This window comes from Hafnia psychrotolerans (assembly GCF_014639435.1).
GTDB classification, from domain to species: Bacteria; Pseudomonadota; Gammaproteobacteria; order Enterobacterales; family Enterobacteriaceae; genus Ewingella; species Ewingella psychrotolerans.
The window spans coordinates 258,497-285,377 of sequence record NZ_BMFZ01000002.1 but is presented as its reverse complement, the minus strand read 5'-3'; the positions used below and the strand labels follow the sequence as shown (position 1 = coordinate 285,377).

Sequence of the window (26,881 nt, the reverse complement as noted above, 5' to 3'; positions counted from 1 at the left end):
GACGCTATCTCACTCATAGCTGCACGAGGCCTTTAGCCGGTCAAAGGTCACCTGTTTGTTGTTCTTTTCGTTCGACTTTGCCAATCTGCTCTGAGGATTCCGACATGATCACCTTTCATCAACTTACGGCCACCAGTCTGGGTGGCCAGCTTATCTCTATGGCCGACTACGCGGGTAAGCTGGTTCTGGTGGTTAACACCGCCAGCCATTGTGGCTTCACGCCACAATACGCAGGGCTTGAAGCGCTTTACAAGAAGTACACCGCCCACGGCCTGGTCGTGCTTGGTTTCCCCTGCAACCAATTCGGTAAGCAGGAACCCGGAGACGCCGCCGAAATCGCGCAGACCTGCCACATCAACTACGGTGTGAGCTTCCCGATGTTCGAGAAAGTGGAGGTCAACGGCGCCGCTACGCATCCGGTGTTTCGTTATCTGAAAGACGAATTGCCCGGCGTGCTGGGTGGAAGGATAAAGTGGAACTTCACTAAATTCCTGATCGGACGGGACGGCAAACCACTCAAGCGTTTTGCACCGTTCACCACCCCAGAGAAAATGGAAACCGTAATTCTTGCTGCACTTGAAATCTAAATGCTCCTGTCATTCGAACCGTCCACATTTAGAGCGCTTCCGACAAACTGATTATGCCCGTGTGAGATTAACGTCCGCTCATTGCAGGTATGACAACTCTTTTTCTGGTGACAAGCGCGGAGATTAAGCTCCATTAATGCCATTAGCACAATGCCTTTGAGAAACAGACTGCCTCTTCTCTGCCTATGTATGGGCCATAATTCTCAATACGGACATATCCATTTTTCTCGTAAAAATTTACCGCCCGATGGTTGATCTGTCGGGTTTCCAGCCTCAGCTCGAGATATCCCATTTCCTTTGCGGAGGTTTCCAGAAAAGTGAGTAAAGCGCTACCCACGCCTGGCACACTTCGGTCTGAAAACATTCTCTTAAGCTCGGCAATATTGTGCGTTAATGGCCGGATAGCGCCGCATCCTATCGCATCGCCTTGGGCATTCTTTGCCAATACCCATAACGCCTTGTCACCATTCATTGCATCAACAGTGAAATTGCTTTTGCCGTTATCACCCGTAATAGCGGCAAGTTCTGCTGACAGCATTTCGATTAAGCGATGGGATTCTGAAGAAAATGGATCTGATTTCTCTACGGTTATCATGGCGATATCCTACAAAAAGACGATGACCAGCATAAAGTATCCTGCCTGGAAAAGCATCATCCCGAAGCGGGTGATGGGACAACTCTGATTCCTGGCTATCCCGAAGATGCTATGCCCGTTGCCACTCACAGCAGTCCCATCGTGTTGCATCGACAGCTCTGTGCCAAAGACGTGCATTATGAACACCATGATATGTTAATAAATATTGATGAGATTCCAATGAAAGCACTTTCAATTGTTCGGCCTGCCGGAACTCGAATCGCAAATGGTCTAAAAACGCTAGAAATAAGGCGATGGAAGCCTGACGTTCGAACAGGGGAAGAGATATTACTGGTTGAAAATGAACACTTCCTCACGACCGATGGCCAAGGGGAGGTTGGAACCGCTGTCGCTATCATTACCTTGGGAGACATCAGAGAGTTTAGACAAGAGGATATCCTTGAAGCGTGCGCATCTTATTATGAAGCAGGTTGGTTCGCTTGGGAGATAAAAACAATCAAGAAAATTGAGAATCCTTTCCCAATCCGCGCAGAACGAAAGTTTTACGAAATCGATGATTCAGTACTCAACTCTGCGCGCTTAATAAGAGTTCGGTAAAACGCCAATTCTTCCGCCCCCTACTTATCGGCCCCGTTTCTGTGGAAAACGCTACATATTGTATCGGTTGCACATGTTCACCTTACTGTATGCTGTGCCGCGCGGGGCAGGCTCCGATCAACCGAGGTGGGGTGTTCTGCTCTGCTTCGCTCCAGCCATTTGGCAAAACTCCGTAGTAAGAGGCTTTTCCCAATGTAATGAATTCATACAGCGGAGTTTTCTTTATTAACACTTTTATTTGAAGTCTTTTTGCTGCCTGATAACACTTTACAACTCGGACTAATAATTCGGTTTTTCCCTGATAACTGCCCTTGATCCTTCAACGGGCAGATCAGGGTCAGAAACCAACATTAAAATGTTCCAAGAAAACTTTGTACTGTGGTCAGTTTTAGTAACCATTACAGTTTTTTGCTCATAAAAACGGTCGTCCCACCTTTGAACGGTTCACGTCTATCGATTTTATATCCGAGTACTGTATATAGTGCGATGTTCGCCTCGAACGCCTCGTTCGTCTGCAAGCGGATTTCCCCAAGCTTCGATTGAGCTGCCTTACTTTCAACATGCGCCAGTAATGTTCGCCCGATCCCCATTCCCTGCCAGTGCGGGTGGACCGCTATATTTTCTATCCAGAAATGATCGGCACCTGGCCATACTTCGATCAGGCCGACAACTTCCCCTGCGACAATAGCGAGGTTAATATCATGCTCACGGACGGTCTTGTTAAAATCGACCGTCATGGGAGTCGGTTCGCGACCAATAACCGAAATCCATTTGGAATAGGCTGCACACACTATCCCACGCACTAATTCTGCTTCATCTTCTTCCGCGCGGCGTACCGAAAGGACTGCGTCAAGCGACTTGCTCATATAAACCCCTTGAAGATCGGCTTGCCACCAGAATATACAACATAGCAGGCTTTGCAATTTTGCTACTGCTTAACACTAGATTGCTGCCACCAATTTGGCCTTGCCACTGCCGGATGGTTGGCGCTGGACAGAATAACCAAAGTGGCACGGTTTCGATCGCGATAAGCCATGACATCCGTGTGGCTCCCGCACCAACTGTGCAATAAAAACACCAGGCTGGAGCGACTGTTCCACCAAGCTGATTTTGAAATCCAGGGGGAAATTGGGGCGACGGCGAGAAGATTTGGCGGGTTGCTTATCCACGATGCATTGCGTCCATTAAAATAATTGATGGACACTATATTCATCAAATCGGTGAGCAATTAACAGATGGCGCAGACGTGACGCCTACAATGGATCCCTGATGGCGGTTATTTCACTTTCGCGGAGGCCAAGCAGGCCAAGCAGGCCATTACACACGACAATCAAAACTGTGACTGCATCGCCTATTTAGCTTCGCCAAAGGTCGCTGCCCGAGAGCGGAGAAAGTCGATCACCGCTCGTACGCGGGTTGGCAGCAGGGTTTGCCCTCGGCGTAGGATGGACACCGGCGTCGTGTTCCCCCGCCAATCCGGCAGCACCTCGATCACCTTACCGGAGGCGAGCCCGTCGGCTGCCAACCATCTTGGGCCCCACATAATTCCCGCGCCATTTACCGCGGCTTGTAAGACCGATTCAGCATCGTCGGTAACGAAACTCCAGGCGGGTGGTCGCGGGAAACTTTCGGCGCGGAGTCGCCAGGGCTCGACGAGGCCCGTGCGCGTATTGCGATAACCAATCAAGCCATGCGTGGCAAGATCGGCCGGAGTCCTCGGCGTTCCGCGCCGTTTCAGGTAGCTGGGCGATCCACACGTGACCCAGTCGAATTCGAACCACAACCGACCAACGTGCCCAGGCACACCATCGAGCGGCCCGCTGCGGATCGCGAGATCAAGTCCAACTTCTGCAAGATCGACGATCGCGTCACTGGCCCGTAAATCAAGAACGATGTCGGGATGCCGTTCGATGAATGCCGGTAGAAGTGGCACGAGGCAGCGGCGAATAAAAGCAGGAGGCGCACTAATTCGGACGTTTCCCATTGCGGCGCTCTTGCTTGCGTGAGTGAGGATGGCGTCGATTTCCGCTGCTCCGTTCAGCACCGCGCGTGCCGGTCCAATCAATTTCTCGCCGGCCTCAGTCGGCGAAATCGAGTGGGTCGAGCGATGCAGCAGGCGTAATCCATAAGCCGCCTCCAGCCGCGAAATTGTTTTCGAGACCCCAGAGGTGGTCAGCGCCAAGTGGCGGGCAGCACCGGCAAACGATCGGGCGTCGATGACCGCTATGAAGCAGCGGAGCTGCGAGAGTGACACGTTGTCAAATTGTGTGGACATAATTTCAATACTACCTTGACGAGCGACTCGGTACCAACAGTTTTCTCCCCGGTTCATACTTCTGGCAACACAACAAAGGAATGCACCATGTCCGCAATTGAGCATACCGGGCTGGCTGATATAAAAAATGTCGGCGTCAAAATTCAATGGCGCAGAAAGCGACATGGGGCGTGAACACTGAATACCATGCACCAGGTGGTGGTGCTAACACATCACAATTATCGATTTTTAAGGGGCTTTATGTCGTTGGAAGAAGATGTACGATATTTGATGGACCGTGCTGAGATCCATGAGCGCATTGCAACATACGCATTAGGGCAGGATTTTCACCAGCCGGGATGGAAGGATCAGGACTCATACCGCGAATGGTCAGAGGTATTTTCTGATGACGTCACGTTCGATATCGGTGACACCGGAATGACAGAGCCGGTAGGCTTGGAAACGTATATTGAAATGATGCGTGGAAAGGATTCAAACGACGGTGGCATCGAGAAATACTTCACGCTCTGGGCGCACCTTGAACATCCCGTAAAGATTATCATCAGCGGCGATGAGGCGACCTCGATCTCACTACATGTTCACATGCACGAGACTAAAAAGTCTGATGGAAATGTTTTCCTCGTGGGCTATTGGCTGGACCATTGGAAACGTACACCCAAGGGGTGGCGAATCGATAAACGGCGCTTAAAACAACTTTTTGTACACACCTTTCCAATAGCCGAAATGTCTGAATCCTTACTTGGTCTAGAGAGCGGATTTAGGCCGAAAGAGGGATTTGACGTATTTTAGGTCCGTGATTTCCCACTAGTCGGTTACGGATAGTCGTGGTTCTCACTATCTCAAGGGAACGCCTATACGGAGTTCCCGAACTTAGGCTACAAAAAGCGTTTTCGCACCTCACAGTACTAGCAGAGAGGGGAAATCGATCGAAGCGGCAAGGGTTAGGTGAAGCTGTTCTCGGCGTAAGGCAATAACTCGTTTATTCGGCTGTTAGGCCAGGAGGGCAACCGTGTTAACACATCCCGCAGCCAGATATAAGGGTCGTGGCCGTTCAGTTTCGCAGTTTCCAGCAGGCTCAGGATAGCCGCCATGCTTTGTCCGGCGCGCAGCGACCCGACAAATTTGAGGTCTGTCATTTGCTAATGAAATCCGCGTCGCGTGATTTGGCTTATCCCCGAAGCAGGGCACCGCGGAATGATAGAATATGTGCCTCTGCCGCAAGCACGGCTGCTTCGCTGTCCTGTGCGGCCAGCGCGGCAATGATCGCCTGATGTTCCGCGATAACTTCCTGCATATGGCCCTCTTTCGACAGCGAACTGGCCCAGAATCGTTGTGCCTTGGCATGCAGAACCCGCAAAATATCCGCCAGCATCGCGTTGCCGGCGATTTGCGCCAGCAATTGGTGAAACTGGTAATCCAGGGCCATCATCCGGTCACGCTCCCGGGTACGGCATGCGTCGGCAATTCGTTCGTTTATTTCCCTCAGGTCGGCAACGTCCGCAGCGGAAATTCGTTTGCTGGCCAGTTTCACACATAACATCTCATTCGCCAGCCGAACCTCAATCAGCTCCAGCGCGTCGTCAATGGAGAGCGGCGATACCATCACACCCTTGCGCGGAATAATTTGCAGCATGCCCTCATTGGCCAGGCGGTGGATCGCCTGGTTGATCGGTGTTCTACCCATATCCAGCTCATTCATCACCTGCGCCGTATTGAGAAAATCACCCGGTTTATAGCTCAGCGTTACCAGCGCCTGTTTAAAACGGCGGTAGGCCAGCTCATTGAGCGACAAATCGGACTCATCATCCATCGGCAAATCTTGGCTCACGGTATCAGAAGATTTCACGCGTAATGTCCTGTTTAAAACATTTTAGTCATTCTACACAAAAGGTGGCATGAAAATCGCTTATTTAATTAATGAAAATACAGTGAAATTTCACGATATTTTCATTAATTAATCCAATATAGCGAGCTGGCAACTATGGAATTGACCTTTGAGCTACCCGGATCCACTGGCGCCGGGCACCTACAGACCGACATTAATCAATTAATCGTTGCCGGCTGGACCGGTCGCGATCCCAAGGCGATCCTGCACCATATCAGTGAACTTGAAGCGCTGGGCGTGCCCCGGCCAAGTGCAACACCGTTGTTTTATCGCGTGGCTGCCAACCAGTTAACCCAGCAAGAGGTTATCGAAGTGATGGGGGGCGCGACGTCGGGCGAAGTTGAACCCCTGGTCTTCTCCCATCAGGGCTGTCTTTACGTCTCATTGGCGTCCGACCATACCGATCGTCGGTTGGAAACACACAGCATCGCGCTATCAAAGCAAATCTGTGCCAAACCGGTAGCCCGTACCGCCTGGCCGCTGCATGAGGTGGCAGGGCACTGGGACCAACTCATCTTGCGCTCCTGGATCAGAGAGGATGGCGATCTTCGTTTGTATCAGCAAGGAACGTTGGCCAGCCTGCGTAAACCGGCCGAACTGCTGGAGTGCTATTTCTCTAGCCAAGAAATGTTGGCAAGGGGACTACCTCCGTCGTCCGGGCCGATCGACGGCTTGGCCATAGTCTGCGGAACGGTGGCCGCCATCGGTGGCATCCGCCCGTCCACGGAATTCCGAATGGCGCTGGTAGATGACGTCCTGGGCCGGACCATCACTCACCGCTATTACTGCACCGAATTACCGGTTGTTGCGTAAGGGGGGCACCGATTATGAAAAAGAGCGAGATGACCTTATCACAGGCAGCGGAACGGCTTAATGCCGGCACAGTCAGCTCCCGGGAGTTGACTGAGGCGGCGTTGGCGGTAATGGATGATCCTCAGGGTGAAGGCGCGCGCGTCTTTACCCGCATTTATCGCCGGCAGGCACTGCAACAGGCGGCAGCCTCCGATGAGCGCCGGAGAGCCGGAACTCCCCTCTCAGCCCTGGATGGCGCGCCAGTATCTATCAAGGATTTATTCGACGTGGCAGGCGAAAGCACCACCGGCGGCTCGGTGGTATTGGCCGATGCTCCCGTCGCCGCGCGCCATGCCGCCATCGTCGACAGACTGCTGCGTGCTGGTGCGGTCATCGTCGGCAAAACCAATATGACCGAGTTTGCTTATTCCGGTTTGGGGATCAACCCGCATTACGGCACGCCGGCCAACCCCTATGACCGTACCACACGCCGCATTCCCGGTGGGTCGTCATCCGGCGGCGCCGTTGCCGTCAGCGATGGTATGTGCCTAGGTTCGGTCGGCAGTGATACCGGTGGATCGGTGCGTATTCCCGCAGCCCTTTGCGGGCTGACCGGCTATAAACCCACCGCGCGTCGTATCGACCTTGCCGGTGTATTGCCATTGTCTCCCGCGTTGGACTCGGTGGGGGTGATAGCCCATGACGTGGCCAGTTGCCTGGCGCTCGACAATATCATCAGTGACCAGCCGTTGACGCTGGCCCGAAGAACGCTGGCTCAGGCACATTTTGCCGTACCGCAAACGCTGGTGCTCGACGATCTCGACGACGACGTAGCGGCGGCGTTTTCCGCCGCGTTGGCGCATTTACGGCGGGCCGGCGCGCGTATTGATGAGATCCCCTGCGTTGAATTTAGCGAACTGGCCTGCATCAACGCCGCCGGCGGATTTACCGCGCTGGAGTCCTGGTTATGGCACCGGCCCCTGATCGAACAAAACAGCGCGAAGTATGACCCCCGGGTTATTTCACGCATCCGTCGCGGCGAGGCGTTCGATGAGAACGACCGTCGGCAACTGGTGCTACAGCGCGCCGACTGGCAGCGCCGGGTAGCCGCCGTCATTGGTGAGTATGACGCGCTGCTGATGCCTACAGTGCCATTGATTGCGCCGCATATTGACACGTTGGAAGCGGATGAAAACGTGTATTTCCGTGTCAATGGCGCGGTGCTGCGTAATCCGGCGGTGATCAATTTTCTCGACGGCTGCGCCGTATCACTACCTTGCCAACCGGTGGACGCCGCGCCGGTGGGGCTGATGGTTGCGTCCCTGTCGATGCGGGACGGTGCATTGCTGAATTGGGCGCTGCAAATTGAACGCTGCCTTAGCGCAGCACGATTCCCTGCGGAAAAATAATTTCCTATCGACGTTAACCTTGAGGAGAGTGCCCATGGAACACAAATCGAACGCTATGCTGTTGGTCGCGACGGACATCGCGCCGGCGGATGAAGAGGATTTTAACCGGTGGTATGACCGGGAACACGTGGAGGAGCGGGTACGCATTGCCGGATTTCTGTCGGGCACCCGCTATCAGTCATTGCTGGGCGGGCGCAAGTATCTGGGGCTCTATCTGACCGAGTCATTGGCGAGTTTTACCTCGCAAGCCTACCAGACGGCCTTTACCCGCCAAACGCCGTGGTCGGTGGCTAACCTGGCAAAAATGCAGGATCCCATGCGCCGGGTTTGCGCCGTCGAGTCGGTGACCGGGATCGGCACCGGCAGTTACTTGGCTATCCTGGTCCTGGCCTCCCGGTCGCCGGGGGACAAACTGAACGCTGAAGTCGCCGCCCTTGGCGCGCAGTTGCGCGAACAAAACGGGTTTGTCCGTTGTTCGCTATTGACGCCCGACGAAACCCTCAGTTCATCCTTGCCCAATGAGTCGCGCGACAACAGAGAGTTGTTGCCCATGATATTGCTTGAAAGCAGCAGCGCCGAGGCCAGCCGGACATTAGCGGCGAGCACCTGCCAGACGTTGCAACACCCTCCCGGCGAGGTGCAGTACTACGGCCTGAGCTGGCAACTTACCGCACAGGAGCTTAAATCATGAACCTTTCCAGCGAGAATAACCTTATCCCAAAGGACGTCGGCGCGTTGGAGGGGGGTGTGCGCCTGCCGCCCAATACCGGTCGGCTGGCCGCGGCCAGTTCGATCGGCACTGCCCTGGAATGGTATGACTTCACCGTTTACAACATCATGGCGGCGCTGATTTTTAATCATGTTTTTTTCCCTTCATTCGATCCGCTGGTGGGCACTATCCTGGCTTTTTCCACCTATGCCGTCGGTTATGTGTCGCGGCCCATCGGCGGCATTCTGTTTGGTCACCTGGGCGATGTGATGGGGCGTCGCTTCGTGCTGGTGGCGACGCTTATCATCATGGGCGTCACCACCGCGCTGATGGGGCTATTACCCGGCTACGCATCTTTAGGTATCTGGAGTCCGCTGCTGCTGGTCACGCTGCGTTTTATCCAGGGTATCGCGCTTGGCGGCGAATGGGCGGGGGCGGTATTGCTGTCAATGGAACACGGCGACGCCGGACAGCGAGGGCGCAATGCCTCCTTCGCCCAGGTCGGCCCATCCTGTGGCACCCTGATTGGGACCGGGTTTATCACGCTGGTGACGGTGATGATGTCTGCGGAAGATTTCCAGCTATGGGGATGGCGCGTGCCGTTTTTGCTGAGTCTGCTACTGGTATTTTTTGGCTTATGGCTGCGTAGCGGCGTGGGCGAAACGCCGGCGTTTCTCAAGTTGGAACAGGCCAAAAACACCACCCATACGCCGGTAAAAGAAGTGTTTAGTCAACATCTGCGACCGCTGCTTATCGCCGGCGGGTCGCGTATCGGGTCCGATGTATTGTATGCGCTGGTGGTGGTATTCACGCTGACCTACGTCACCACTGTATTGCATCTGCCGCGTCCGCTGGCGCTGACCGCCACTATGCTCGGCGCGCTGGGCAATGCGATTACGGTACCGGTGTTCGGCGCGCTATCCGACCGCTTCGGCCGCCGACCGGTTTATATCGTCGGCGCGTTGCTGGCGATCGTCTGGGCCTTTGTCTTTTTCGTGTTGCTCGACAGTACCCAGCCGGTGCTTATCTGCCTGGCGGTGATTATCGGATTATTGATTCATGCGATGATGTACGGCCCACAGGCGGCGTTCGTGACCGAACAGTTTCCGACGCGCGTACGGTATGCTGGTTCGTCTCTGGCCTATACATTGGCGGGTATTGTCGGCGGCGGCTTTGCCCCGTTGATTATCACCACACTCTATAAAGAGTATAACAGTACGCTGGTCATTTCCGCCTATGTGACACTGGCACTGCTGATCACGTTGGTAGCGGTTTTCACCGCCAAAGAGACAGCGCATAAACCTTTATAATCCACATCGTGCGCCGGCGCGATAAGCCATTTTCCTAGCCCATCTGCATATCTGGTGGGCGACAGGTCACGCTCGTTGCCAGGGCGCACATTTACTTATGCCATGAATCCCATGGGGCGGGCACAACGTTAGATGAAATGGGGGGTTAACTCTGGATGAGCCCTTACGGGTATGGCTCAATCGTTTGAAACCTTCTATTTCGTAATATATGCCGGTGTCTGACAGCGAGAGGGAAATAGAAGCGTAGAAAACTCTGCCATCAGGCAGAAGAACAAAAAGCCCGCTTAAGTTGCCTTAAGCGGGCTTTTCTAATTTGGCTCCTCAGACTGGACTCGAACCAGTGACATACGGATTAACAGTCCGCCGTTCTACCGACTGAACTACAGAGGAATCGTTTGAACGGGGCGAATAATAGCGATTGCCCGCAGGTATGTCAAAGGGGCATCTGTATATTTATGCTCGTTTGCTTGCAGTTTAGCCAAGTTGTTGAGAAATGAGCCGAAACAGATCTCCGGGTAGGCGTCACTCAGGCCGGTCACTCAGAAAACGCTCCTCCAGCGTGGCTTCAAGCCCAAGCATCGCGTCTTCGGCATGTTGCATGTGTTCGGTCATGATCTGCTGAACGGCGGCAGCGTCCTGGCGGCGCATCGCGTCGATCAGGCGATATTGATAATGAATGCCGACATTGCGTTCCACCGGTTCTGGCCGCTGGTAAATGTCTTTGCAGACAGCCAGATCTTTGAGCAGGCGTTGCAGGAAATGGCAGATAAATGCCAGCAACACGTTGTCAGAATAACTCGCGACCACGCCGTGAAAATCCAGCTCGGCCATGCGTTGGTCCCAGCGTTCAGCTTCATCAGCGGGCTCATGGTCGTAGACCGCAATCAGTTGATGCAACTGCTCGAAGCCTTTGGCGTCGATATTGCCGATGGCGCTGACCGCCACCAAAGGCTCCAGCGCTTTGCGCAGGGCATAAATATTGCTGATGGAAAGCTGACGGGTAAACAGATAATTCGACAGCAAACTCATGGCGCGTGATTCGGTCATTGAATCAATAAACGCACCGCCGCCGGGGCCGGTTTTTGTACGTATCAAACCCTGAACCTCAAGTGATTTCAGTGCTTCCCGCACGGTGCCTTTGCCCGCGGCATAACGCGTTATCAGGTCTTTCTCCTGCGGCAGACGGTCGCCGGGCAGCAGATTTTCGCTGATGATGCTCTCTTTGATGGCATCGACAATTTCGTCAGTGCGCTTGCGGCGTACCGGGTCTGGCTGGTGTGTCGTTTCAGTGTTCATAAATCCCTTAATGGCTTCAAACCCGAGGCGCGCTGGCCAGCAGACGTTGCGTGTAGTCGTGCTGCGGCGCGTTGAACAGTGGGGCATTGTCCGCGCATTCTACCAAATCGCCGCGATACATCACCGCTACGCGATCGGCAATGGACTCCACCACCGCCAAATCATGACTGATAAACAGGTATGACAGGCCAAACTCGCGTTTCAACTGATCGAGTAATAACAGAACCTGTGCCTGTACTGATACATCTAAAGCACTGACCGGTTCATCGAGCACCAGAATCCGGGCTTCTGCCGCCAGAGCACGGGCAATCGCCAAACGCTGTGCCTGGCCGCCGGAAAACTCATGGGGATAACCCCTCAGCGCGCCGGCAGGCATCTGCACCGCTTCCATTAATTCCAGCATGCGCGCTTTACGTCGGGCGGTGGGGTAGGCGCATAAATAACGCAGCGGCACGTCCAGCGTATCCGCGATGGTTTTTCGCGGGTTGAGCGAGGCGACAGGATCCTGAAAAACATACTGAATCATCTGGCCGAAGGCTTGGTCACCGCGTTTAGCATGCGCTGCCATCGTTTCACCCATCAATTTAATGGTGCCAGATGTCGGACGTTCCAGACCGACCAGCATCCGCGCCAGTGTACTTTTACCGGAACCGCTTTCTCCGACTATCGCCAGGGTTTCCCCTTTTTCCAGATACAGAGAAATGCCTTTTACCGCGTCAACCTGTGTTTTACGGCCGGCGAACCAGCCTGAGGAACGGCCGAAAGTTTTCACCAGTGCGTCGACTTCAATCACGTTGCTCATATGACCTCCGGCTGTGGTGTTGAGGTGGCATACAGTTCGCCGACTTGTTTGAGGAAGCCGCGCCCCTGGCCGAGCTTCGGCACGCTGGCAATCAGCCTGCGGGTATAATCATGCTGCGGGTCTCGCAGCACCGAACGGGTGTCACCACTTTCCACAATTTCGCCGTGGCGCATCACCGCCACGCGGTCGCAAATCTGGGCGATCACGCCAAAATCATGCGTGATGAACAGCAGTGTCAGGCCACGTTCACGACGCAACTGTTGCAGCAGTTCGAGAATGCGTGCCTGTACCGTGACATCCAGCGCGGTAGTGGGCTCATCAGCGATGATGATTTCCGGGTCATTGGCCAGTGCCATGGCGATACCGACACGCTGACGCTGTCCGCCAGAAAGCTGGTGCGGGAAGGCGTCGAACCGATTCGCCGCCTCATCGATTCCCACACGGTCGAGCAGTGTCAGGGCTTGCTCTTTCGCTAGCCGGTTCGACAGCGGCTGATGGGCCTGGATGGCTTCAATGATCTGTGCGCCGATGCTGAACTGCGGGTGCAGGGTCGTCAGCGGATCCTGGAAAATGTAGGCCACTCGTGCGCCGCGCCGCTGTTGCAGCTGGCTTTGCGTCAGCGACAACATCTCTTCGCCAGCGACGTAAATCGCACCGCCGGAGATTTCCCCCGGAGGTGAAGATACCAGCCCCATCACCGACAGTGCGGTGACGCTTTTCCCGGACCCACTCTCGCCAATCAGCCCCAGACACTCTCCTTTGGCGACGTGAAAACTGATGCCTTTGACCGCCGCGACCGATTGGTTTCCGGAACGGAAATTCACCTGCAAGTCGACCACTTCGAGCAGCGCATTATTGCCCTGAACGGCATCCGGAATACGGGGGCGATTGACCGTGGTGGCGGCTTTACTGCGTAATAAAATGCCGGATTTTAGCCGTGGATCGAGGAGGTCGCGCACGCCATCACCCAGCAGATTAAAACTCATGACAAGCAGGAAGATCATCAATCCAGGTACGATGGAAACGTGCGGCGCGCTGAACATCTGGGCGCGCCCCTGACCGAGCATGGAGCCTAAATCAGCGTTGGGCGGCTGGGTTCCCAAACCGAGGAAAGACAGACCGGCGGTCTCTAAAATCATCCAGCCAACGGTGGTCGACATGGTGACTACCACCACCGGCATGACGTTGGGTAGCACTTCGGTCAGCAAGATTTGCCCATGATTTTTGCCCGACAGCCGGGCCGCCTGAATAAAATCGCGCTGACGCAGGCCGACAGTCAGGCCGCGAATATTACGGGCGAAGAAAGGAATATTGACCACGGCGATGGCGTACAGTGCATTGAGCAGGCCGGGGCCGAGAACGGCGACGATCACCAGCGCCAGCAGGATATAAGGGAAGGCCATCAGCATATCGATCAAACGCATCAGCAGGCTGTCAGTTTTCCCACCGGCATACCCGGCGACCAGGCCAATCAGCGTACCGAACAGGGCAGCCAGCAGTGTGGCGCAAACGCCCACGGCCAGTGACACGCGGGTCCCCCACAGCAGACGGGCGAGCATGTCGCGGCCAAGGGGATCCGTGCCGAGCCAGTGGCCGGGTGAGAACGGCGGCAGCAGGCGGTTAAGCAGGTCGGTGGCGTCAGGATCGGGCAACGGCAGCAGCGGGGCGGCGAAGGCGGCAACCACGGCCAGCACCAGCAGGATCAGGCCGAGTGTGGCCAGTCGATTGGCCAGCAGCAGCGCCCACAACGGTTGGCGATGACGCGGCGTTGGCATGGTGATGTTCTGGCTCATGATTTTAACCTCGGATCGAGAAGCGCCTGTAAAATGTCAGCACACAGGTTGATCAGTACATAGGCAGCCGCAGCAATCAGCACGCCGCCCTGAACCAACAGTAAGTCGCGGGTGGCGACGGCTTTCACCATCATTGCGCCAAGCCCCGGCCACTGAAATACCGTCTCAATATACACCGCGCCGCCGAGCACAAAACCGGCCTGAATACCGATCACCGGAATGACCGACACCAGCGCCATACGAAAGGCGTGCTTATAGATCACTTTTCGCTCGGACACGCCTTTGGCGCGGGCAGTTCGAATGAAGTCCTGACGTAACACTTCAAGCATCGCGGTACGGGTGAGGCGGGCGATAACGCCGGTGGTGACAATCGCCAGCGTCATCGCGGGTAAGGTTAGATGATGCAGCAAGTCGAGCCCGCCACCGCCGCCCCAAATAGAATACATACCGGAAGCGGGGAACCATTGTAATTGGACGGCAAACAGCATGATCATTAGCAGGCCAATCCAAAACGAGGGCATGGAAATTCCCAGCAGCACCAGCAGTGTCATGATGCGATCACCCCAGCCAAACTGGCGGACGGCGGAGTATATCCCGGCCAGCAACCCCAGCACGGTGCTTAACAACAATGCGCAGCCACCAAGCAGTAGCGTGGCACTAAAACGCTCCATCACTTCATCAATAACAGGCCGATTAAGCACGTAAGAACGGCCAAAATCGCCATGCAAAATATTGCCCGCCCAGATCAGGTATTGCTGATACAGCGGTTTATTCAACCCCAGCTCTTGATTGATCCGCGCGACGTTTTCCGGCGTGGCCCAGGCACCCAGCAGCGCCTGAGCCGGATTCCCCGGGATCATCGCCATAATCAGAAAGACAATCAGCGACAGCCCGATAAACACCGGGATTGTCGAGAGCAGCCTTTTAAGCACGTAACTCCCCATAAATTTCTCTCCGATTACTGTTTCGTTACCCGGTTGAGCAACAGGCTGAAGTTCGGTTGCAGTGCGAAATGCTGAATGCGCGTGGAGGTCACGGCGTTCTGTTTCCAGTTGGCGACGAAAATCCACGGCGCATCGTCATGCACTTGCTGCTGTACCTGTCGGTAAAGTGCGGCACGGGCCGCCGTGTCGGTGGTCATGCGTGCGCGTTGCAGCAGAGTATCCACTTGCGGATTGCTGTAATAACCGGAGTTAAAACCGCCTTTTTTCGGCCAGGCGTCGGTGCGCAGCGTCAGGAACGGCAGAGTGTCAGGATCATTGGTCATCCAGGCCATTTCCGCCATGTTGGTATGGTTATCCAGTCCGGCGTTAACCTTCGACAGATAGGTATTCCACTCATAGGTCTGTATCGACACATTCAGGCCGACGGCTTTCAAGTCAGCCTGAATGGCGGTGGCCATAGGGATAGGGTCCAGCATGCCTGAACCGCCTTCGGTGACGTAGAAGGTGAGCGTCGCCCCTTCGGCTCCGGAGGCTTTCAGTAGCGCGCGGGCTTTGGCGGGATCATAAGGGTAGGGGACGACATCTGGGTTGGCCGCCCAGTTAAAGGCGCGCGGGATCGGCCCGTCGGCGACGTCGGCTGAACCTTGCAATATATTATTGACCAGCGACTGTTTATTAACGGCGTAATTCACGGCCTGTCGCACGCGCACGTCGTTGAAGGGAGGCACTTGCGTATTGAGCATCACGTACCAGACGTGTGGGCCGGTGGTCTGGTACAGGCGGAATCGGTCACTTTGCTCCGTGAACAATTTCACCGTGTCAGGCGGCACTTCCACCATCGCGTCAATGCCGCCGGAAAGCATCTCTGCGACTCGCGTATTGGCATCGGTGATGGGCCGGAACACCACGTTTTGCACCGTCGGTTTACCGTCCCAGTAATCACTGTTGGCTGTCACTAGCACGCGCTGATTGGCTTTCCATTCGGCAAAGTGGAATGCGCCCGTGCCGACAGGGTGACGACCAAATTCTTTGCCGTATTTTTTCACTGCCGCTGGCGACACAATAAGGCCGGTCGGTGTGGCGAGGTTAGAGAGGAACGGTGAGAAAGGCTCTTTCAGCGTAAAGACCAGCGTGTTTGGGTCCGGTGTTTGGATGTCTTTTATCGATGAGAAGAAAAACGACAACGGGAATGGCCCGGTGTTATGCCATGGATTTTTATCATCCAACATACGCTCAAAGGTGAATTTCACCGCATCGGCATTAAACGGCGTGCCGTCCTGAAATTTCACGCCTTCACGCAGATGGAAGCGGTAGGTCAGACCGTCGGGGCTGATGGTCCAGCGAGTGGCCAGTGCCGGTTCGATATCCAGTTTCCCCTCACCGTTACGCACCAGCCCATCGTAAATATTCACCAGGATCCTCGCGTCGTTTGCCGCGGTGGCAACTTGCGGGTCCAGTGATTGTGGCTCAGCCACTTGACCAATCAACAGCACATCGGCGGGGGTTTTGGCCTGCACCTGGACCTGCCACAACAGCGCGCAGAGACAAAAACAGAGTGGCATAAATGACTTTCGCAAAGCTGGCAGCATCTCGACCTCGTCGCTTAATAAAACACTATGTTGAAAACCTCAGAAAGAATCAGGCATTGTCCTGTTTATTATTTATGCGTATAAATTAACTGAATTGCAATAATTTATGCGTATAAATTTAACCCGTCTGTCACGGAGTACTTATGACCTTTTCAATTGTGGCGCGAGATCCACTCTCAGGTGCGCTGGGTGTCGCCACCGCCACCGCGGGCCCGGCCGTGGGTGCCTTAGTGGTACATGGACGAGCGCAGACCGGCGCGATTGCCACCCAGGCCATGACGAATCCTCTTTACGGCGAGCAGGGTCTGACGTTGTTGCAGCAGGGGGCCAGTGCCGCATATACCCTAAGAAACCTGCTGGCGCAGGATGCCGACGCCGCTCGAAGGCAACTGTTGATTGTCGATAATCAGGGGAATACGGCGCAGTGGAGCGGAGACGCTTGCGGAGCCTGGGCCGGAAGCCTTGCAGGGCAGCAGTGTGTTGTCGGTGGGAATTTACTGACCGGGGAAAAAACCTTGTTTGCCATGCTGGAAAGTTATCGCCAGCGGAGAGATCTGCCGCTGGCCGACCGCCTGCTGGCAGCCATGAAGGCCGGCGCTCAGGCCGGAGGCGACCGGCGCGGGTTAAAATCTGCGGCGCTGAAAATTTGGTGCGACCGCCAATATGCCAGCGTTGATCTGCGTGCTGATTGGTCCGATGCACCGCTGGAGGCATTAGCGGAGATCCTGCAACAGACTCGCTCTCCTTCTCATGCTGCATTTTTTGCCACTTTACCGAAAGGGCAACTGCGTTAGTCAGCCATAAGATTGCATTATGATGGTGCACCCGCGCAGCACGCAGCAATGCACGGCTGCCTAATACTTTAATCTTGCGAGTTGTTTTTATTCTTACTTATCATTGACTCATGTTATTAAGCTGGCTGATTTTTAGAATTCTCTCCCGATTGGCCCGCTTCTTGCTCCTTACTGATACCCAATTCCGTTGGCACTTTTCTCAGGGGCAACCCTTTTCAGGGAATAATGGAGACAGTGATGAATTTCAGACGCTTGAAGTACTTCGTGAAAATCGTCGATATCGGCAGCCTGACGCAGGCCGCAGAGGTCTTGCACATTGCACAGCCGGCGTTGAGTCAGCAACTGGCGACGCTGGAAGGAGAACTGCAACAGCGACTTTTGATCCGTAGCAAGCGCGGCGTCACGCCGACCGAAGCAGGAAATATCCTCTACAAGCATGCCACCACCATATTGCGCCAGTGCGAACAGGCCCACAGCGCAGTAAACTGCGCCGGACAGTCCCTGACCGGGCAGGTGTCAGTCGGTCTGGCGCTTGGCAGTGTGTCATCCCGGCTGGCGATGCCTTTACTGCAGGCCGTCCGCGAGCAGTACCCCGGCATTTTGCTCTATCTGAATGAAAACTTCCCTTCCACTCTAAACGAACTGGTCGCTGCAGGCCGCATGGATATGGCGGTGATCAATGGCGTCTCAGCGCGCCATCCGCTGTCACTGAAAATCTCCACGACGCAGCCATTGTCGGCGACGGCGCAGGCCGTTTATAAGACCTTACAAGGGTTACTGGAGGAGGAGAGCAATCAGGTGGTGGAGCCGCTATTAGCCGTTGGGTGAGTTTAGCTTTGGAAAGCTAAGGGAAACTTTTAACTTTTAACTTTTAACTTTTAACTTTTAACTTTTAACTTTTAACTTTTAACTTTTAACTTTTAACTTCAAATTCAAATTCAAATTCAAATTCAAGGTCGTGGGCGTCGGCCCACACCGACCAGGGGAGGCGTAAACGCACCTCCCCTGGACCCCTGCGTTTTTTAACTGCGCGCTATCGCTGAATCGGGATGGACGTGTTTCAGGTGCCGTGGTTATCGCCGCAAAATGTCGCCGCTTAGGCGGTACCTTCGCTTCGGGTTTCGAGCCTTGGGTCTCGAACCGCTCGCTCAGCGCCATTTTTGAATGCGGCCTCGACATTTTAAACGTCAACACCCTACAGGTTTTGAATTTAAACTAGCCCCGGCCATGTTCAAAACGACATCGGGTAAGAAAAGCAGGTTTTGATTTTGAATTTAAAGAAGTGTCGGCCGTATTCAAAATGTCACCGGCAAGTCGGTGGATAGATAACCTTTTTATTCAAGACCTTGGGTTGCAACCCAAACTGGCCTGAAGGGGTGTCTATCGCCACACCCCTTCAGAATCCCCGGCTCTTTTAACTGCGCGCTATCGCTGAATCGGGATGGACGTGTTTCAGGTGCCGTGGTTATCGCCGCAAAATGTCGCCGCTTAGGCGGTACCTTCGCTTCGGGTTTCGAGCCTTGGGTCTCGAACCGCTCGCTCAGCGCCATTTTTGAATGCGGCCTCGACATTTTAAACGTCAACACCCTACAGGTTTTGAATTTAAACTAGCCCCGGCCATGTTCAAAACGACATCGGGTAAGAAAAGCAGGTTTTGATTTTGAATTTAAAGAAGTGTCGGCCGTATTCAAAATGTCACCGGCAAGTCGGTGGAGAGACAACCTCTTTACCGTTGGCTCGAACCCGCAGCCGGGAAGCCCGCAGGGCTGACATTTTACGGCTATCGCTGGGGTCTCTGAAACACGGCCATGGTGACTAGCGCAGCAGCGGTGTTGCAGCAGCAAAAAACGCAGGATTGTTAAGGGCAGCGTTTACTGCCCTTAACCCGGTGTGGGCCGGCGCCCACGACCTTGAATTTGAAGTTGAAGTTGAGTTTGAATTTAAAAGCGGCTCAGAGGGCCGCCTCCCTCACAGCCCCGGTGCTTTCCACATGGATGTCGTCAATTGCCGATCCACTAACCCCAGTTGGTCTGCATAAACCGCCTGCCAGTTACGCTTCTGCAAAAGATAAATCTCATGATTAACCGCATCTGGCTGGTACTCCCGGTCCCAGCGTACCAACGCTTCGCCGGTTTCGGCCAGGTTAGAATATAAGCCAGCGGCGACGCCAGCGGCAATGGCGCAGCCCAGCGCGGTGGCCTCTTTGACCACCGGCACTTTCACGGGTATCCCCGTCACATCACTGAGGATCTGACACCATAGTTTTCCTTTCGAACCGCCGCCAGCGAACACCAGTGATTTGGCCCGCACGCCTGAGAAGTTGGCAATCAAATCCAGATTACAGGCTGACACAATCGCCGCATTTTCTTCCAGTGCGCGAAAGAGCGTCTGTTTATTACAGCGCTCGGGATCTATCGACAAATTGATGAAAGAAGGCGCGGCGTGATACCAGGTTTTGAAGTGCATTGCGTCGGAGAAGATGGGCGTTACGCCCCATGAACCGACCGGAACGCGGGCCGCCATATCTTCCAGCAGTGAATAGGTATCCACCCCCAGACGCTGAGATAACAACTTCTCTTCCGAGCAGAATGCGTCACGAAACCAGCGCATGGTCAGGCCGGTGAAGAAGCTGATGGATTCCGCCTGTGCCATTCCAGGAATAACGTGCGGGTTGATGCGGATGTTCATCTCCGGATCGGTGACCGGTTTAGGTAAATTGACTATCTGTTGCCAGAAGGTGCCGCCGAGAACCGCGGTTTGTCCGGCGTGCACCACGCCCAACCCCAAGGCTCCCAACTGGACATCTCCGCCCCCCATACCCACGGGGGTTCCCGTCTGTAAACCACAAGCTTCAGCAGCAGCGGCAGTGACGGAACCCAGACGGGTACCGGTTTCCACCACTGGCGACAGCATATCAGCCCTTAATCCCGCCATATCCAATAGCTCAGGCCGCCAGTTGCGGGTCACCAGATCTAACATCCCGGTGGTGCCGGCATTGGACGGGTCTACCGCCAGTTCGCCACTCAACATATAAGCCAGCCAGTCGCTGATCATGGTAATGGTCGCCGCCTGGCGGTAGATATCCGGGCGGTGATGCGCCAACCACAGTAAACGTGGCATCGCACTGAGTGCCAGCGTCTGGCCGGAGCATTCGTAAACTTCCCGTTCAAATTGGGAATCGTGGATCTCTTTGAGTTCCGCGACTTCACGGCTGGCTCGCGCATCCACGTTGGCACAGGCCCAGATTGGTTCACCGGCTTTGTTATACAGCACGATGCCTTCACGCATGGAGCAGGCGGCCACCGCGCGGATAGCCGAAGAGGGAATTTGCGCCTGATGCAGCGCCTGACGGATACACTGACTGGCCAGTTGCCAGTTTTTAGCCAGATCGAATTCCATCGAACCTGGCACATCGGGCACCGCCAAATGTAGCCATTCGGCCTGGCTGACGGCTATCTGTTCCCCTTCCAGATTAAAGATCACCGCGCGGATGCTGCCGGTCCCTGCATCCAGCGCCATTAAGTAAGTGTCGTGATGGTGGGGCGATGAGGGTGTGGACGATGTGCTCATAATCACTCTCTTCTGGCTGATATCGAGAAGTTGCGAATACTGGTTATCGCCCTACGCCACACACTGCCTGCGTTTAGCCGAGCAGCGACAGCATTGCCTGTGCCGTGCTCTCTTCGGTAACCAATGCGTTAATACGTTTACCTTTTAGCGCCGCGACAATTGCCTCGGCTTTTTCGACGCCGGCTGCCACACCCAGTACGGTTGGAATATTAGCCAGCTCGTCGGGTGAAACGGCAATCAGCTCGTCGTGGATCGCCATATTTTCTGCCAGCTCGCCGTTGCGTTGCATGAAGTAACCGAGAATGTCTCCGACTGCGCCCTTGCGGCCAAAGATCAGTTGCTCACCTTCACTGATATAACCGGAGCGCAAAATGGTGGCGTCGTGTTTCTGGTTCAGGGAACCAATGCCGACGATGGCAATATCTGCCGCACACGCCGCCAGCATCACATCATGAACGTTACGTTCCTGACGGAATATCGCCGCCACGCTGGCCGATGACGCCCGCAGTGGCGCAGGAATAATACTGACACCGCAGGCGGCATCGAGCTGGCTGATGCCGGTCATATAAGGCCCGACACCACCGGAGAGCGTCACCATGCGGATTTGTTGCGAGGCTATAAAGCCGCTCAGATGTTGCAGCGTGCTCATCGCCGTTTCACCAAACCCCACCGCCAGTAACTGACCCGGTTTTAGCAGCGTCATCAACATATGTGCTGCACCAACGCCGAGACGGCTGCTGAGCAGGCCGGCAGACAGTTGCGGTAATACGCGCACGTGCTGCAAGCCAAAGCGATTCAAAAGCGTGTTCTCCAGCGCCAGACATCCCTCAAAACGCGAGTTGATCTGTACTCTGATCACCCCAGACTGACGGCCTTTTTCCAGCAGCCGCGAGACCTTGAGCCGCGTCAGCCCCAGCCGGTCACCAATCTCATTTTGGGTTAGCCCATCGTGGTAATAGAACCATGCGGTACGTGCCAATAGCTCTTCTTCACCCATGCCGTATTCCAGTGGAGTCGTCGGGTCGGTCAGCATTATTTTGTCATTCATAGTGAACACTTTTCAAAATATAGATCAATTGTTCGTTAACGAAATGTTGTTAACTGTGATGTGTATGGCAAATCTTGAATGATTGCTGCTTCAATCATAACGCACAGTATATGAATTGAACAAATTGTGATCGGCGCGAAAGTTTTATCTCATCAGCCAGACTAGGATTTTGAACAATGTTGAATAATAAATACATTTGTTCAATTCGTGTGTTTTGTTTTGAGGGCCGTTTATGCAGCTATCACCCGATATCGCGTTATTACAGGTTTCCGGCGTCAACAAAGGTTTTTCGGGCGTACCGGTACTGAAGAACATTGATTTCATGCTGTATGCCGGCGAGATCCTGGCACTGCTGGGTGGCAACGGGGCGGGAAAATCCACACTGATGAAGATCATCGCCGGGGTCGAAACGGCTGACAGCGGCAATCTGTGGCTGAAGGGTGAATTACAGACCGGAATGACACCGGCAAAAGCGCATCAGGCCGGGATCTACCTGGTGCCGCAGGAGCCGATGTTATTCCCAAGCCTGACGGTGAAAGAGAACATTCTATTTCGGTTACCTGCCCATCAGGCCAACGGCGAGAAACTACAGCAACGGCTGGATCAGCTGGGTTGTGCGCTGCCACTTAATGCCTTGGCGGGAACGCTGGAAGTGGCCGATCAACAATTGGTCGAAATTTTGCGCGGGCTGATGCGTGACGCCCGTCTGCTGATCCTCGACGAGCCGACCGCTTCGCTGACGCCAGCGGAGTCTTCCCGCCTGTTTACTCAGGTGCGTCAACTCACCGCACAGGGCGTGGGCGTGGTGTTTATCTCGCACAAATTGCCGGAGATCCGCCAGATAGCTGACCGGGTCAGCGTCATGCGTGACGGGAAGATTGTGCTGAGCGGCAAGCTAGATGATATCGACAATGATCAGCTTATCCGTGCCATTACCCCGCAAACCCCGGATGCTGCGATTCCAGCGGAACAGCAACTGTGGCTGGATTTACCCGGTGCGCGGCGCAAGAGCGCATTGACAGAGGCTGAGCCGGTATTGACGGTGGAAAATCTAACCGGAGAAGGCTTTATCAATATTTCCTTTAGCGTCAATGCCGGAGAAATTGTTGGGCTGGCGGGGGTGGTGGGAGCAGGGCGCACCGAATTGGCAGAAACCCTCTATGGCCTGAGAGCGGCTCGTGAGGGGAAAGTCTGGCTGGCCCGCAAAGAGATCACCGGGCAGCGTACCTCTGAGCGACTGGCGCATGGGCTGGTCTATCTGCCGGAAGATCGCCAGGCATCGGGTCTCTATCTCGATGCGCCGCTGTCATGGAATACCAACTCACTGACATTTAATCGCCGTGGCTGGTGGCTCAATCCTAAACGTGAAGCGGCCATTCTGGAGCGCTACCACCGTGCGTTAGGCATCAAATATTCCGATGGCGAACAGCATGCCCGCACACTTTCCGGCGGTAATCAGCAAAAGCTATTGATCGCCAAGTGTCTGGAAGCAGCACCGGTGTTGCTGATTGTCGATGAACCGACGCGTGGTGTGGATGTATCGGCACGCGCCGACATCTACCAGCTATTACGCAGCGTGGTGAAACAACAGGTGGCGGTACTGCTGATCTCCTCCGACCTGGATGAGATTGAAGGGCTGGGCGACCGAGTTTTTGTCATGCACCAGGGAGAGATGAGCGGCGAATTGCGCGGAGACGATATCAACGTTAACGGCATCATGCACATTGCGTTTGGCAATGCCCATCAACCAACGTCTGCCGGAGCATCATCATGCTGAAACTGATTCAGAGTAACCGTGAACTGACCGCGCTGCTGGCAATCGTTGCACTGTTTGGCCTGCTCGGTGCGCTGGACAGTCAATCATTCAGCTTTCAGACGTTGGGCATGATTTTTGGCAGTGCACAGATCCTGATGCTGCTGGCAATGGGGGCCACGGTGGTGATGCTGACCCGTAATATTGACGTGTCGGTCGGCTCTATCACCGGTCTGTGTGCGGTATCGCTCGGCATTTTACTCAACAGCGGCGTGAGTTTGCTGCTGGCCTGTCTGGCGACATTGGGCGTCGGTATGGCCGCCGGGTTGTTCAATGGTGTGCTGGTGGCCTGGTTACGTATTCCGGCCATTGTTGCCACTCTCGGTACGTTGGGGCTCTATCGCGGCCTGATGTTATTGCTCACCGGCGGCCGATGGATCGAAGGGTTGCCTGCCAATCTTAAAGTTCTCTCTTCGCCGATCTTCCTTGGCATTTCACCGCTCGGCGGGTTGGTGATTATTCTGCTGCTGGGGATGTTCTGGCTACTCTCGCGCACCACGTTGGGCCGCAGTTTCTATGCGGTTGGCGACAACTTGCAGGGCGCGCGCCAGCTCGGTGTACCGGTCGATCGTATCCGTATTCTGGCCTTCGGTATTAACGGCGCGATGGCGGCGCTGGCAGGAATGGTGTTTGCCTCGCAAATCGGTTTTGTCCCTAACCAGACCGGTAGCGGGCTAGAGATGAAAGCTATCGCCGCTTGTGTATTGGGTGGTATCAGCCTGCTCGGCGGCACCGGCAGCATTATTGGCGCGGTACTGGGGGCCTATTTCCTCACTCAAATCGACAGTGTATTAGTGCTGTTACGGCTTCCAGCCTGGTGGAATGACTTTATTGCCGGACTGGTTTTGCTGGCGGTATTGGTGTTTGACGGGCGGTTGCATCAGGCGCTGGACAAGAATCTGAGGCGGCAAAAGTATGCCCGTTTTCAGCCCCAAAAGGAGACAGATAAATCTAAGCCCAAACCGGAAGCCCCGCGCCCGTCGCGGCGGATGAACGCCAATAAAAATGGGGTGCTGTGATGAGTATTTTAAAACGCTATGGGTGGGAAGCCGCGCTATTAGGTTTGTTAATCGCCGAGATCCTGCTGTTTGGCTTGGCTAATCCACGCATGCTGGATGCCAATACCTTGCTGTTTAGCACCAGTGATTTTATCACCATCGGCATTGTTGCCTTACCGCTGACGATGGTGATTGTCAGTGGCGGCATTGACATCTCTTTCGGTTCCACCATCGGTTTGTGCGCGATTGCCCTTGGCGTCCTGTGTCAGGCTGACGTGCCATTACCGTTGGCGATTGGCTTGACGCTGGCGCTCGGCGCGGCTTGTGGCCTGCTTAACGCCGCGCTGATCCTTTACACCGGCGTTAACCCGCTGGTGATCACGCTGGGAACGCTCTATCTGTTTGGCGGCAGTGCTTTACTGCTCTCCGGGTTGGCCGGTGCGACCGGTTTTGAAGGCATCGGGGATTTCCCTCCCGCCTTCACCGATTTTGCTAATCAGGTGGTATTCGGCCTGCCGATGCCGCTGGTGATATTCCTATTGGCGACGCTGTTTTTCTGGATGCTGATGCACCGTACCCGCACTGGTCGCAACGTGTTTCTCATTGGGCAAAATGCTCGCGTGGCGCGTTATGGTGCACTGCCGGTTAGCCGCACATTGTTCGCGCTGTATGGCATGACCGGTCTGGCTTCCGCGGTCGCCGCCATCGTCATGACGTCCTATTTTGGCTCGGCGCGCTCCGACCTTGGTGCTTCTTTGTTGATGCCCGCCATCACGGCGGTGGTACTCGGTGGCGCCAACATCTACGGCGGTGCTGGCTCAGTACTGGGCACCGCGCTGGCGACATTATTAATCGGTTATTTACAGCAAGGGTTACAGATGGTCGGTATTTCCAGCCAGGTTTCCAGTGCGCTGTCCGGCGCATTGCTCATTCTGGTGGTGATTGGCCGTTCTGCCAGCCTTAACCGTGGCCTTATCCGCAGTGTTTTCCAGCGCTATCGCCGTCGCTGGTCTGCGTCTTCTCCTTCCCTGACGTCAAAATAATCTGGAGTGAATGATGAAAACAACACCGTGGAAAAATCTTGCCGCCGTTAGCGTACTGGCGTTGGTCTGTGCGGGGGCACAGGCCGCAGACCGTATCGCGTTTATCCCTAAACTGGTGGGGGTCGGCTACTTCACCAGCGGCGGTAATGGCGCGATGGCCGCAGGCAAAGAATTGGGCATTGATGTGACCTACGATGGCCCGACCGAACCCAGCGTGTCGGGGCAAGTGCAGATGATCAACAACTTCGTAAACCAGGGCTACGGCGCGATTGTGGTGGCGGCAGTGTCACCGGATGGCCTCTGCCCGGCGCTGAAACGCGCGATGCAACGCGGAGTGAAAGTCCTCACCTGGGACTCAGACACTAAACCGGAATGTCGTTCGATTTATATCGATCAAGGGACGCCAAAGCAACTGGGGTCAATGCTGGTGGACATGACGGCCAGCCAGGTCACCAAAGAGAAAGCCAAGGTGGCCTTTTTCTACTCCAGCCCAACGGTAACTGACCAGAATCAGTGGGTGAAAGAGGCTAAAGCGAAGATTGCCAAAGAGCATCCTGGCTGGGAAGTCGTCACCACGCAGTATGGCTACAACGACGCCACTAAATCACTGCAAACGGCTGAAGGCATCATGAAATCCTGGGGTGATCTCGATGCCATTATCGCGCCGGATGCCAATGCGTTACCGGCCGCTGCACAGGCAGCAGAAAATCTGGGGCGTAAAAATATCGCCATCGTCGGTTTCAGTACGCCAAACGTAATGCGGCCTTATGTTGAGCGCGGCACGGTAAAACAATTTGGTCTTTGGGACGTGGTGGCACAAGGGAAAATTTCAGTTTACGTCGCCGATCAGCTGCTGAAAAAAGGTCAGATGAACGTTGGCGATAAACTCGATATACCAAAAATAGGGCAAGTGGAAGTGTCACCGAACAGCGTACAGGGCTACCAGTATGAAGCGAAAGGTAACGGCATCGTGCTGCTGCCAGAACGCGTGGTATTCACCAAAGATAACATCGACAAATACGACTTTTAACG

Annotated in this window: 23 protein-coding genes, 1 tRNA gene and 2 pseudogenes; 13 read left to right on the top strand and 13 right to left on the bottom strand. The window is 54.8% G+C overall.

Features of this window, described 5'->3' with window-relative positions:
• Nucleotides 1–104 precede the first annotated feature (104 nt).
• Nucleotides 105–587, top strand: coding sequence for a glutathione peroxidase (locus IEV89_RS04475; protein ID WP_188470827.1), 483 nt, complete (start codon nucleotides 105–107; stop codon nucleotides 585–587).
• 142 nt (nucleotides 588–729) lie between these two features.
• Here the strand turns inward: IEV89_RS04475 and IEV89_RS04470 are convergent, their stop codons facing one another.
• Nucleotides 730–1,182, bottom strand: a complete 453-nt coding sequence (locus tag IEV89_RS04470; protein WP_188470825.1) for a GNAT family N-acetyltransferase — start codon at nucleotides 1,180–1,182, stop codon at nucleotides 730–732.
• A gap of 111 nt (nucleotides 1,183–1,293) precedes the next feature.
• Here IEV89_RS04470 and IEV89_RS04465 point away from each other — a divergent pair, with 111 nt between their 5' ends.
• The gene (locus tag IEV89_RS04465) at nucleotides 1,294–1,779 is read left to right on the top strand and encodes an ASCH domain-containing protein (protein ID WP_229746373.1); all 486 of its coding nucleotides are present in this window, start codon (nucleotides 1,294–1,296) and stop codon (nucleotides 1,777–1,779) included.
• Between the two features lie 398 nt (nucleotides 1,780–2,177).
• Here IEV89_RS04465 and IEV89_RS04460 read toward each other — a convergent pair whose 3' ends face one another.
• Both IEV89_RS04460 and IEV89_RS04450 read right to left on the bottom strand, forming a co-directional pair.
• Nucleotides 2,178–2,645, bottom strand: a complete 468-nt coding sequence (locus IEV89_RS04460) for a GNAT family N-acetyltransferase (RefSeq protein WP_188470823.1) — start codon at nucleotides 2,643–2,645, stop codon at nucleotides 2,178–2,180.
• A gap of 485 nt (nucleotides 2,646–3,130) precedes the next feature.
• A complete protein-coding gene (locus IEV89_RS04450; RefSeq protein ID WP_188470821.1) occupies nucleotides 3,131–4,219 on the bottom strand; it encodes a LysR family transcriptional regulator in 1,089 nt (362 codons plus the stop codon).
• 75 nt (nucleotides 4,220–4,294) lie between these two features.
• Between IEV89_RS04450 and IEV89_RS04445 the strand changes: the two genes are divergently transcribed.
• Nucleotides 4,295–4,843 carry a nuclear transport factor 2 family protein gene (locus tag IEV89_RS04445; protein WP_188470819.1) on the top strand — a complete coding sequence of 183 codons (549 nt, stop codon included), beginning with the start codon at nucleotides 4,295–4,297 and terminating at the stop codon, nucleotides 4,841–4,843.
• Nucleotides 4,844–4,995: 152 nt separating this feature from the next.
• Here IEV89_RS04445 and IEV89_RS04440 read toward each other — a convergent pair.
• Both IEV89_RS04440 and IEV89_RS04435 read right to left on the bottom strand, forming a co-directional pair.
• Nucleotides 4,996–5,175: pseudogene (locus tag IEV89_RS04440) on the bottom strand (transposase domain-containing protein); the annotation flags it as partial.
• 47 nt (nucleotides 5,176–5,222) lie between these two features.
• Nucleotides 5,223–5,864 (bottom strand): GntR family transcriptional regulator, encoded by a 642-nt coding sequence (locus IEV89_RS04435; protein WP_188471350.1) that lies wholly within the window; start codon nucleotides 5,862–5,864, stop codon nucleotides 5,223–5,225.
• A gap of 171 nt (nucleotides 5,865–6,035) precedes the next feature.
• Between IEV89_RS04435 and IEV89_RS04430 the strand changes: the two genes are divergently transcribed.
• Genes IEV89_RS04430 through IEV89_RS04415 form a run of 4 tightly spaced genes read left to right on the top strand, consistent with a single transcriptional unit; the run spans nucleotide 6,036 to nucleotide 10,159 of the window.
• The gene (locus IEV89_RS04430; RefSeq protein ID WP_188470817.1) at nucleotides 6,036–6,752 is read left to right on the top strand and encodes a DUF2848 domain-containing protein; all 717 of its coding nucleotides are present in this window, start codon (nucleotides 6,036–6,038) and stop codon (nucleotides 6,750–6,752) included.
• 14 nt (nucleotides 6,753–6,766) lie between these two features.
• Complete coding sequence (locus IEV89_RS04425; protein WP_188470815.1) at nucleotides 6,767–8,140, top strand: amidase; 1,374 nt, start codon at nucleotides 6,767–6,769, stop codon at nucleotides 8,138–8,140.
• A 34-nt stretch (nucleotides 8,141–8,174) separates the two neighbouring features.
• Entirely contained in the window at nucleotides 8,175–8,831 is a 657-nt protein-coding gene (locus tag IEV89_RS04420) for a DUF4286 family protein (RefSeq protein ID WP_188470813.1), read from the top strand.
• Nucleotides 8,828–10,159 (top strand): MFS transporter, encoded by a 1,332-nt coding sequence (locus tag IEV89_RS04415; protein ID WP_188470811.1) that lies wholly within the window; start codon nucleotides 8,828–8,830, stop codon nucleotides 10,157–10,159. Before IEV89_RS04420 ends, IEV89_RS04415 begins: the two co-directional genes overlap by 4 nt.
• Before the next feature lie 314 nt (nucleotides 10,160–10,473).
• On the opposite strand, the gene IEV89_RS04410 is transcribed toward IEV89_RS04415, so the two are convergent.
• From IEV89_RS04410 to IEV89_RS04385, 6 genes are all read right to left on the bottom strand, one after another.
• Nucleotides 10,474–10,549: transfer RNA gene (locus IEV89_RS04410), tRNA-Asn, on the bottom strand.
• 132 nt (nucleotides 10,550–10,681) lie between these two features.
• Nucleotides 10,682–11,455 carry a FadR/GntR family transcriptional regulator gene (locus IEV89_RS04405; protein WP_188470809.1) on the bottom strand — a complete coding sequence of 258 codons (774 nt, stop codon included), beginning with the start codon at nucleotides 11,453–11,455 and terminating at the stop codon, nucleotides 10,682–10,684.
• A 16-nt stretch (nucleotides 11,456–11,471) separates the two neighbouring features.
• Entirely contained in the window at nucleotides 11,472–12,257 is a 786-nt protein-coding gene (locus IEV89_RS04400; protein ID WP_188470807.1) for an ATP-binding cassette domain-containing protein, read from the bottom strand.
• Nucleotides 12,254–14,050 (bottom strand): dipeptide/oligopeptide/nickel ABC transporter permease/ATP-binding protein, encoded by a 1,797-nt coding sequence (locus IEV89_RS04395; protein WP_188470805.1) that lies wholly within the window; start codon nucleotides 14,048–14,050, stop codon nucleotides 12,254–12,256. Before IEV89_RS04395 ends, IEV89_RS04400 begins: the two co-directional genes overlap by 4 nt.
• On the bottom strand, nucleotides 14,047–14,994 hold the full coding sequence (locus IEV89_RS04390; protein ID WP_188470803.1) for an ABC transporter permease: 948 nt from the start codon (nucleotides 14,992–14,994) through the stop codon (nucleotides 14,047–14,049). The genes IEV89_RS04395 and IEV89_RS04390 overlap by 4 nt, the downstream gene beginning before the upstream one ends.
• A 14-nt stretch (nucleotides 14,995–15,008) precedes the next feature.
• Nucleotides 15,009–16,583, bottom strand: coding sequence for an ABC transporter substrate-binding protein (locus IEV89_RS04385; protein ID WP_188470801.1), 1,575 nt, complete (start codon nucleotides 16,581–16,583; stop codon nucleotides 15,009–15,011).
• 143 nt (nucleotides 16,584–16,726) lie between these two features.
• Here IEV89_RS04385 and IEV89_RS04380 point away from each other — a divergent pair, with 143 nt between their 5' ends.
• Nucleotides 16,727–17,377 carry a DUF1028 domain-containing protein gene (locus IEV89_RS04380; protein WP_188470799.1) on the top strand — a complete coding sequence of 217 codons (651 nt, stop codon included), beginning with the start codon at nucleotides 16,727–16,729 and terminating at the stop codon, nucleotides 17,375–17,377.
• A 237-nt stretch (nucleotides 17,378–17,614) separates the two neighbouring features.
• Nucleotides 17,615–18,082, top strand: a pseudogene (locus tag IEV89_RS04375) (LysR family transcriptional regulator); the annotation flags it as partial.
• A 1,263-nt stretch (nucleotides 18,083–19,345) separates the two neighbouring features.
• On the opposite strand, the gene lsrK reads toward IEV89_RS04375, so the two are convergent.
• Both lsrK and lsrR read right to left on the bottom strand, forming a co-directional pair.
• Nucleotides 19,346–20,947, bottom strand: coding sequence for an autoinducer-2 kinase (lsrK, locus tag IEV89_RS04370; protein WP_188470795.1), 1,602 nt, complete (start codon nucleotides 20,945–20,947; stop codon nucleotides 19,346–19,348).
• Nucleotides 20,948–21,020: 73 nt separating this feature from the next.
• On the bottom strand, nucleotides 21,021–21,995 hold the full coding sequence (gene lsrR, locus IEV89_RS04365; protein WP_229746371.1) for a transcriptional regulator LsrR: 975 nt from the start codon (nucleotides 21,993–21,995) through the stop codon (nucleotides 21,021–21,023).
• 232 nt (nucleotides 21,996–22,227) lie between these two features.
• Between lsrR and lsrA the strand changes: the two genes are divergently transcribed.
• From lsrA to lsrB, 4 genes are read left to right on the top strand one after another with little or no spacing between them, the layout of a single operon-like run.
• A complete protein-coding gene (gene lsrA, locus IEV89_RS04360) occupies nucleotides 22,228–23,772 on the top strand; it encodes an autoinducer 2 ABC transporter ATP-binding protein LsrA (protein WP_188470793.1) in 1,545 nt (514 codons plus the stop codon).
• Nucleotides 23,766–24,827, top strand: coding sequence for an autoinducer 2 ABC transporter permease LsrC (gene lsrC / locus IEV89_RS04355; RefSeq protein WP_188470791.1), 1,062 nt, complete (start codon nucleotides 23,766–23,768; stop codon nucleotides 24,825–24,827). The genes lsrA and lsrC overlap by 7 nt, the downstream gene beginning before the upstream one ends.
• Nucleotides 24,827–25,849: an autoinducer 2 ABC transporter permease LsrD gene (lsrD, locus tag IEV89_RS04350; RefSeq protein WP_188470789.1), complete on the top strand. Its 1,023-nt coding sequence runs from the start codon at nucleotides 24,827–24,829 to the stop codon at nucleotides 25,847–25,849. Before lsrC ends, lsrD begins: the two co-directional genes overlap by 1 nt.
• Before the next feature lie 13 nt (nucleotides 25,850–25,862).
• Nucleotides 25,863–26,879 carry an autoinducer 2 ABC transporter substrate-binding protein LsrB gene (gene lsrB, locus IEV89_RS04345; RefSeq protein ID WP_188471347.1) on the top strand — a complete coding sequence of 339 codons (1,017 nt, stop codon included), beginning with the start codon at nucleotides 25,863–25,865 and terminating at the stop codon, nucleotides 26,877–26,879.
• The last annotated feature ends 2 nt before the right edge of the window (nucleotides 26,880–26,881 follow it).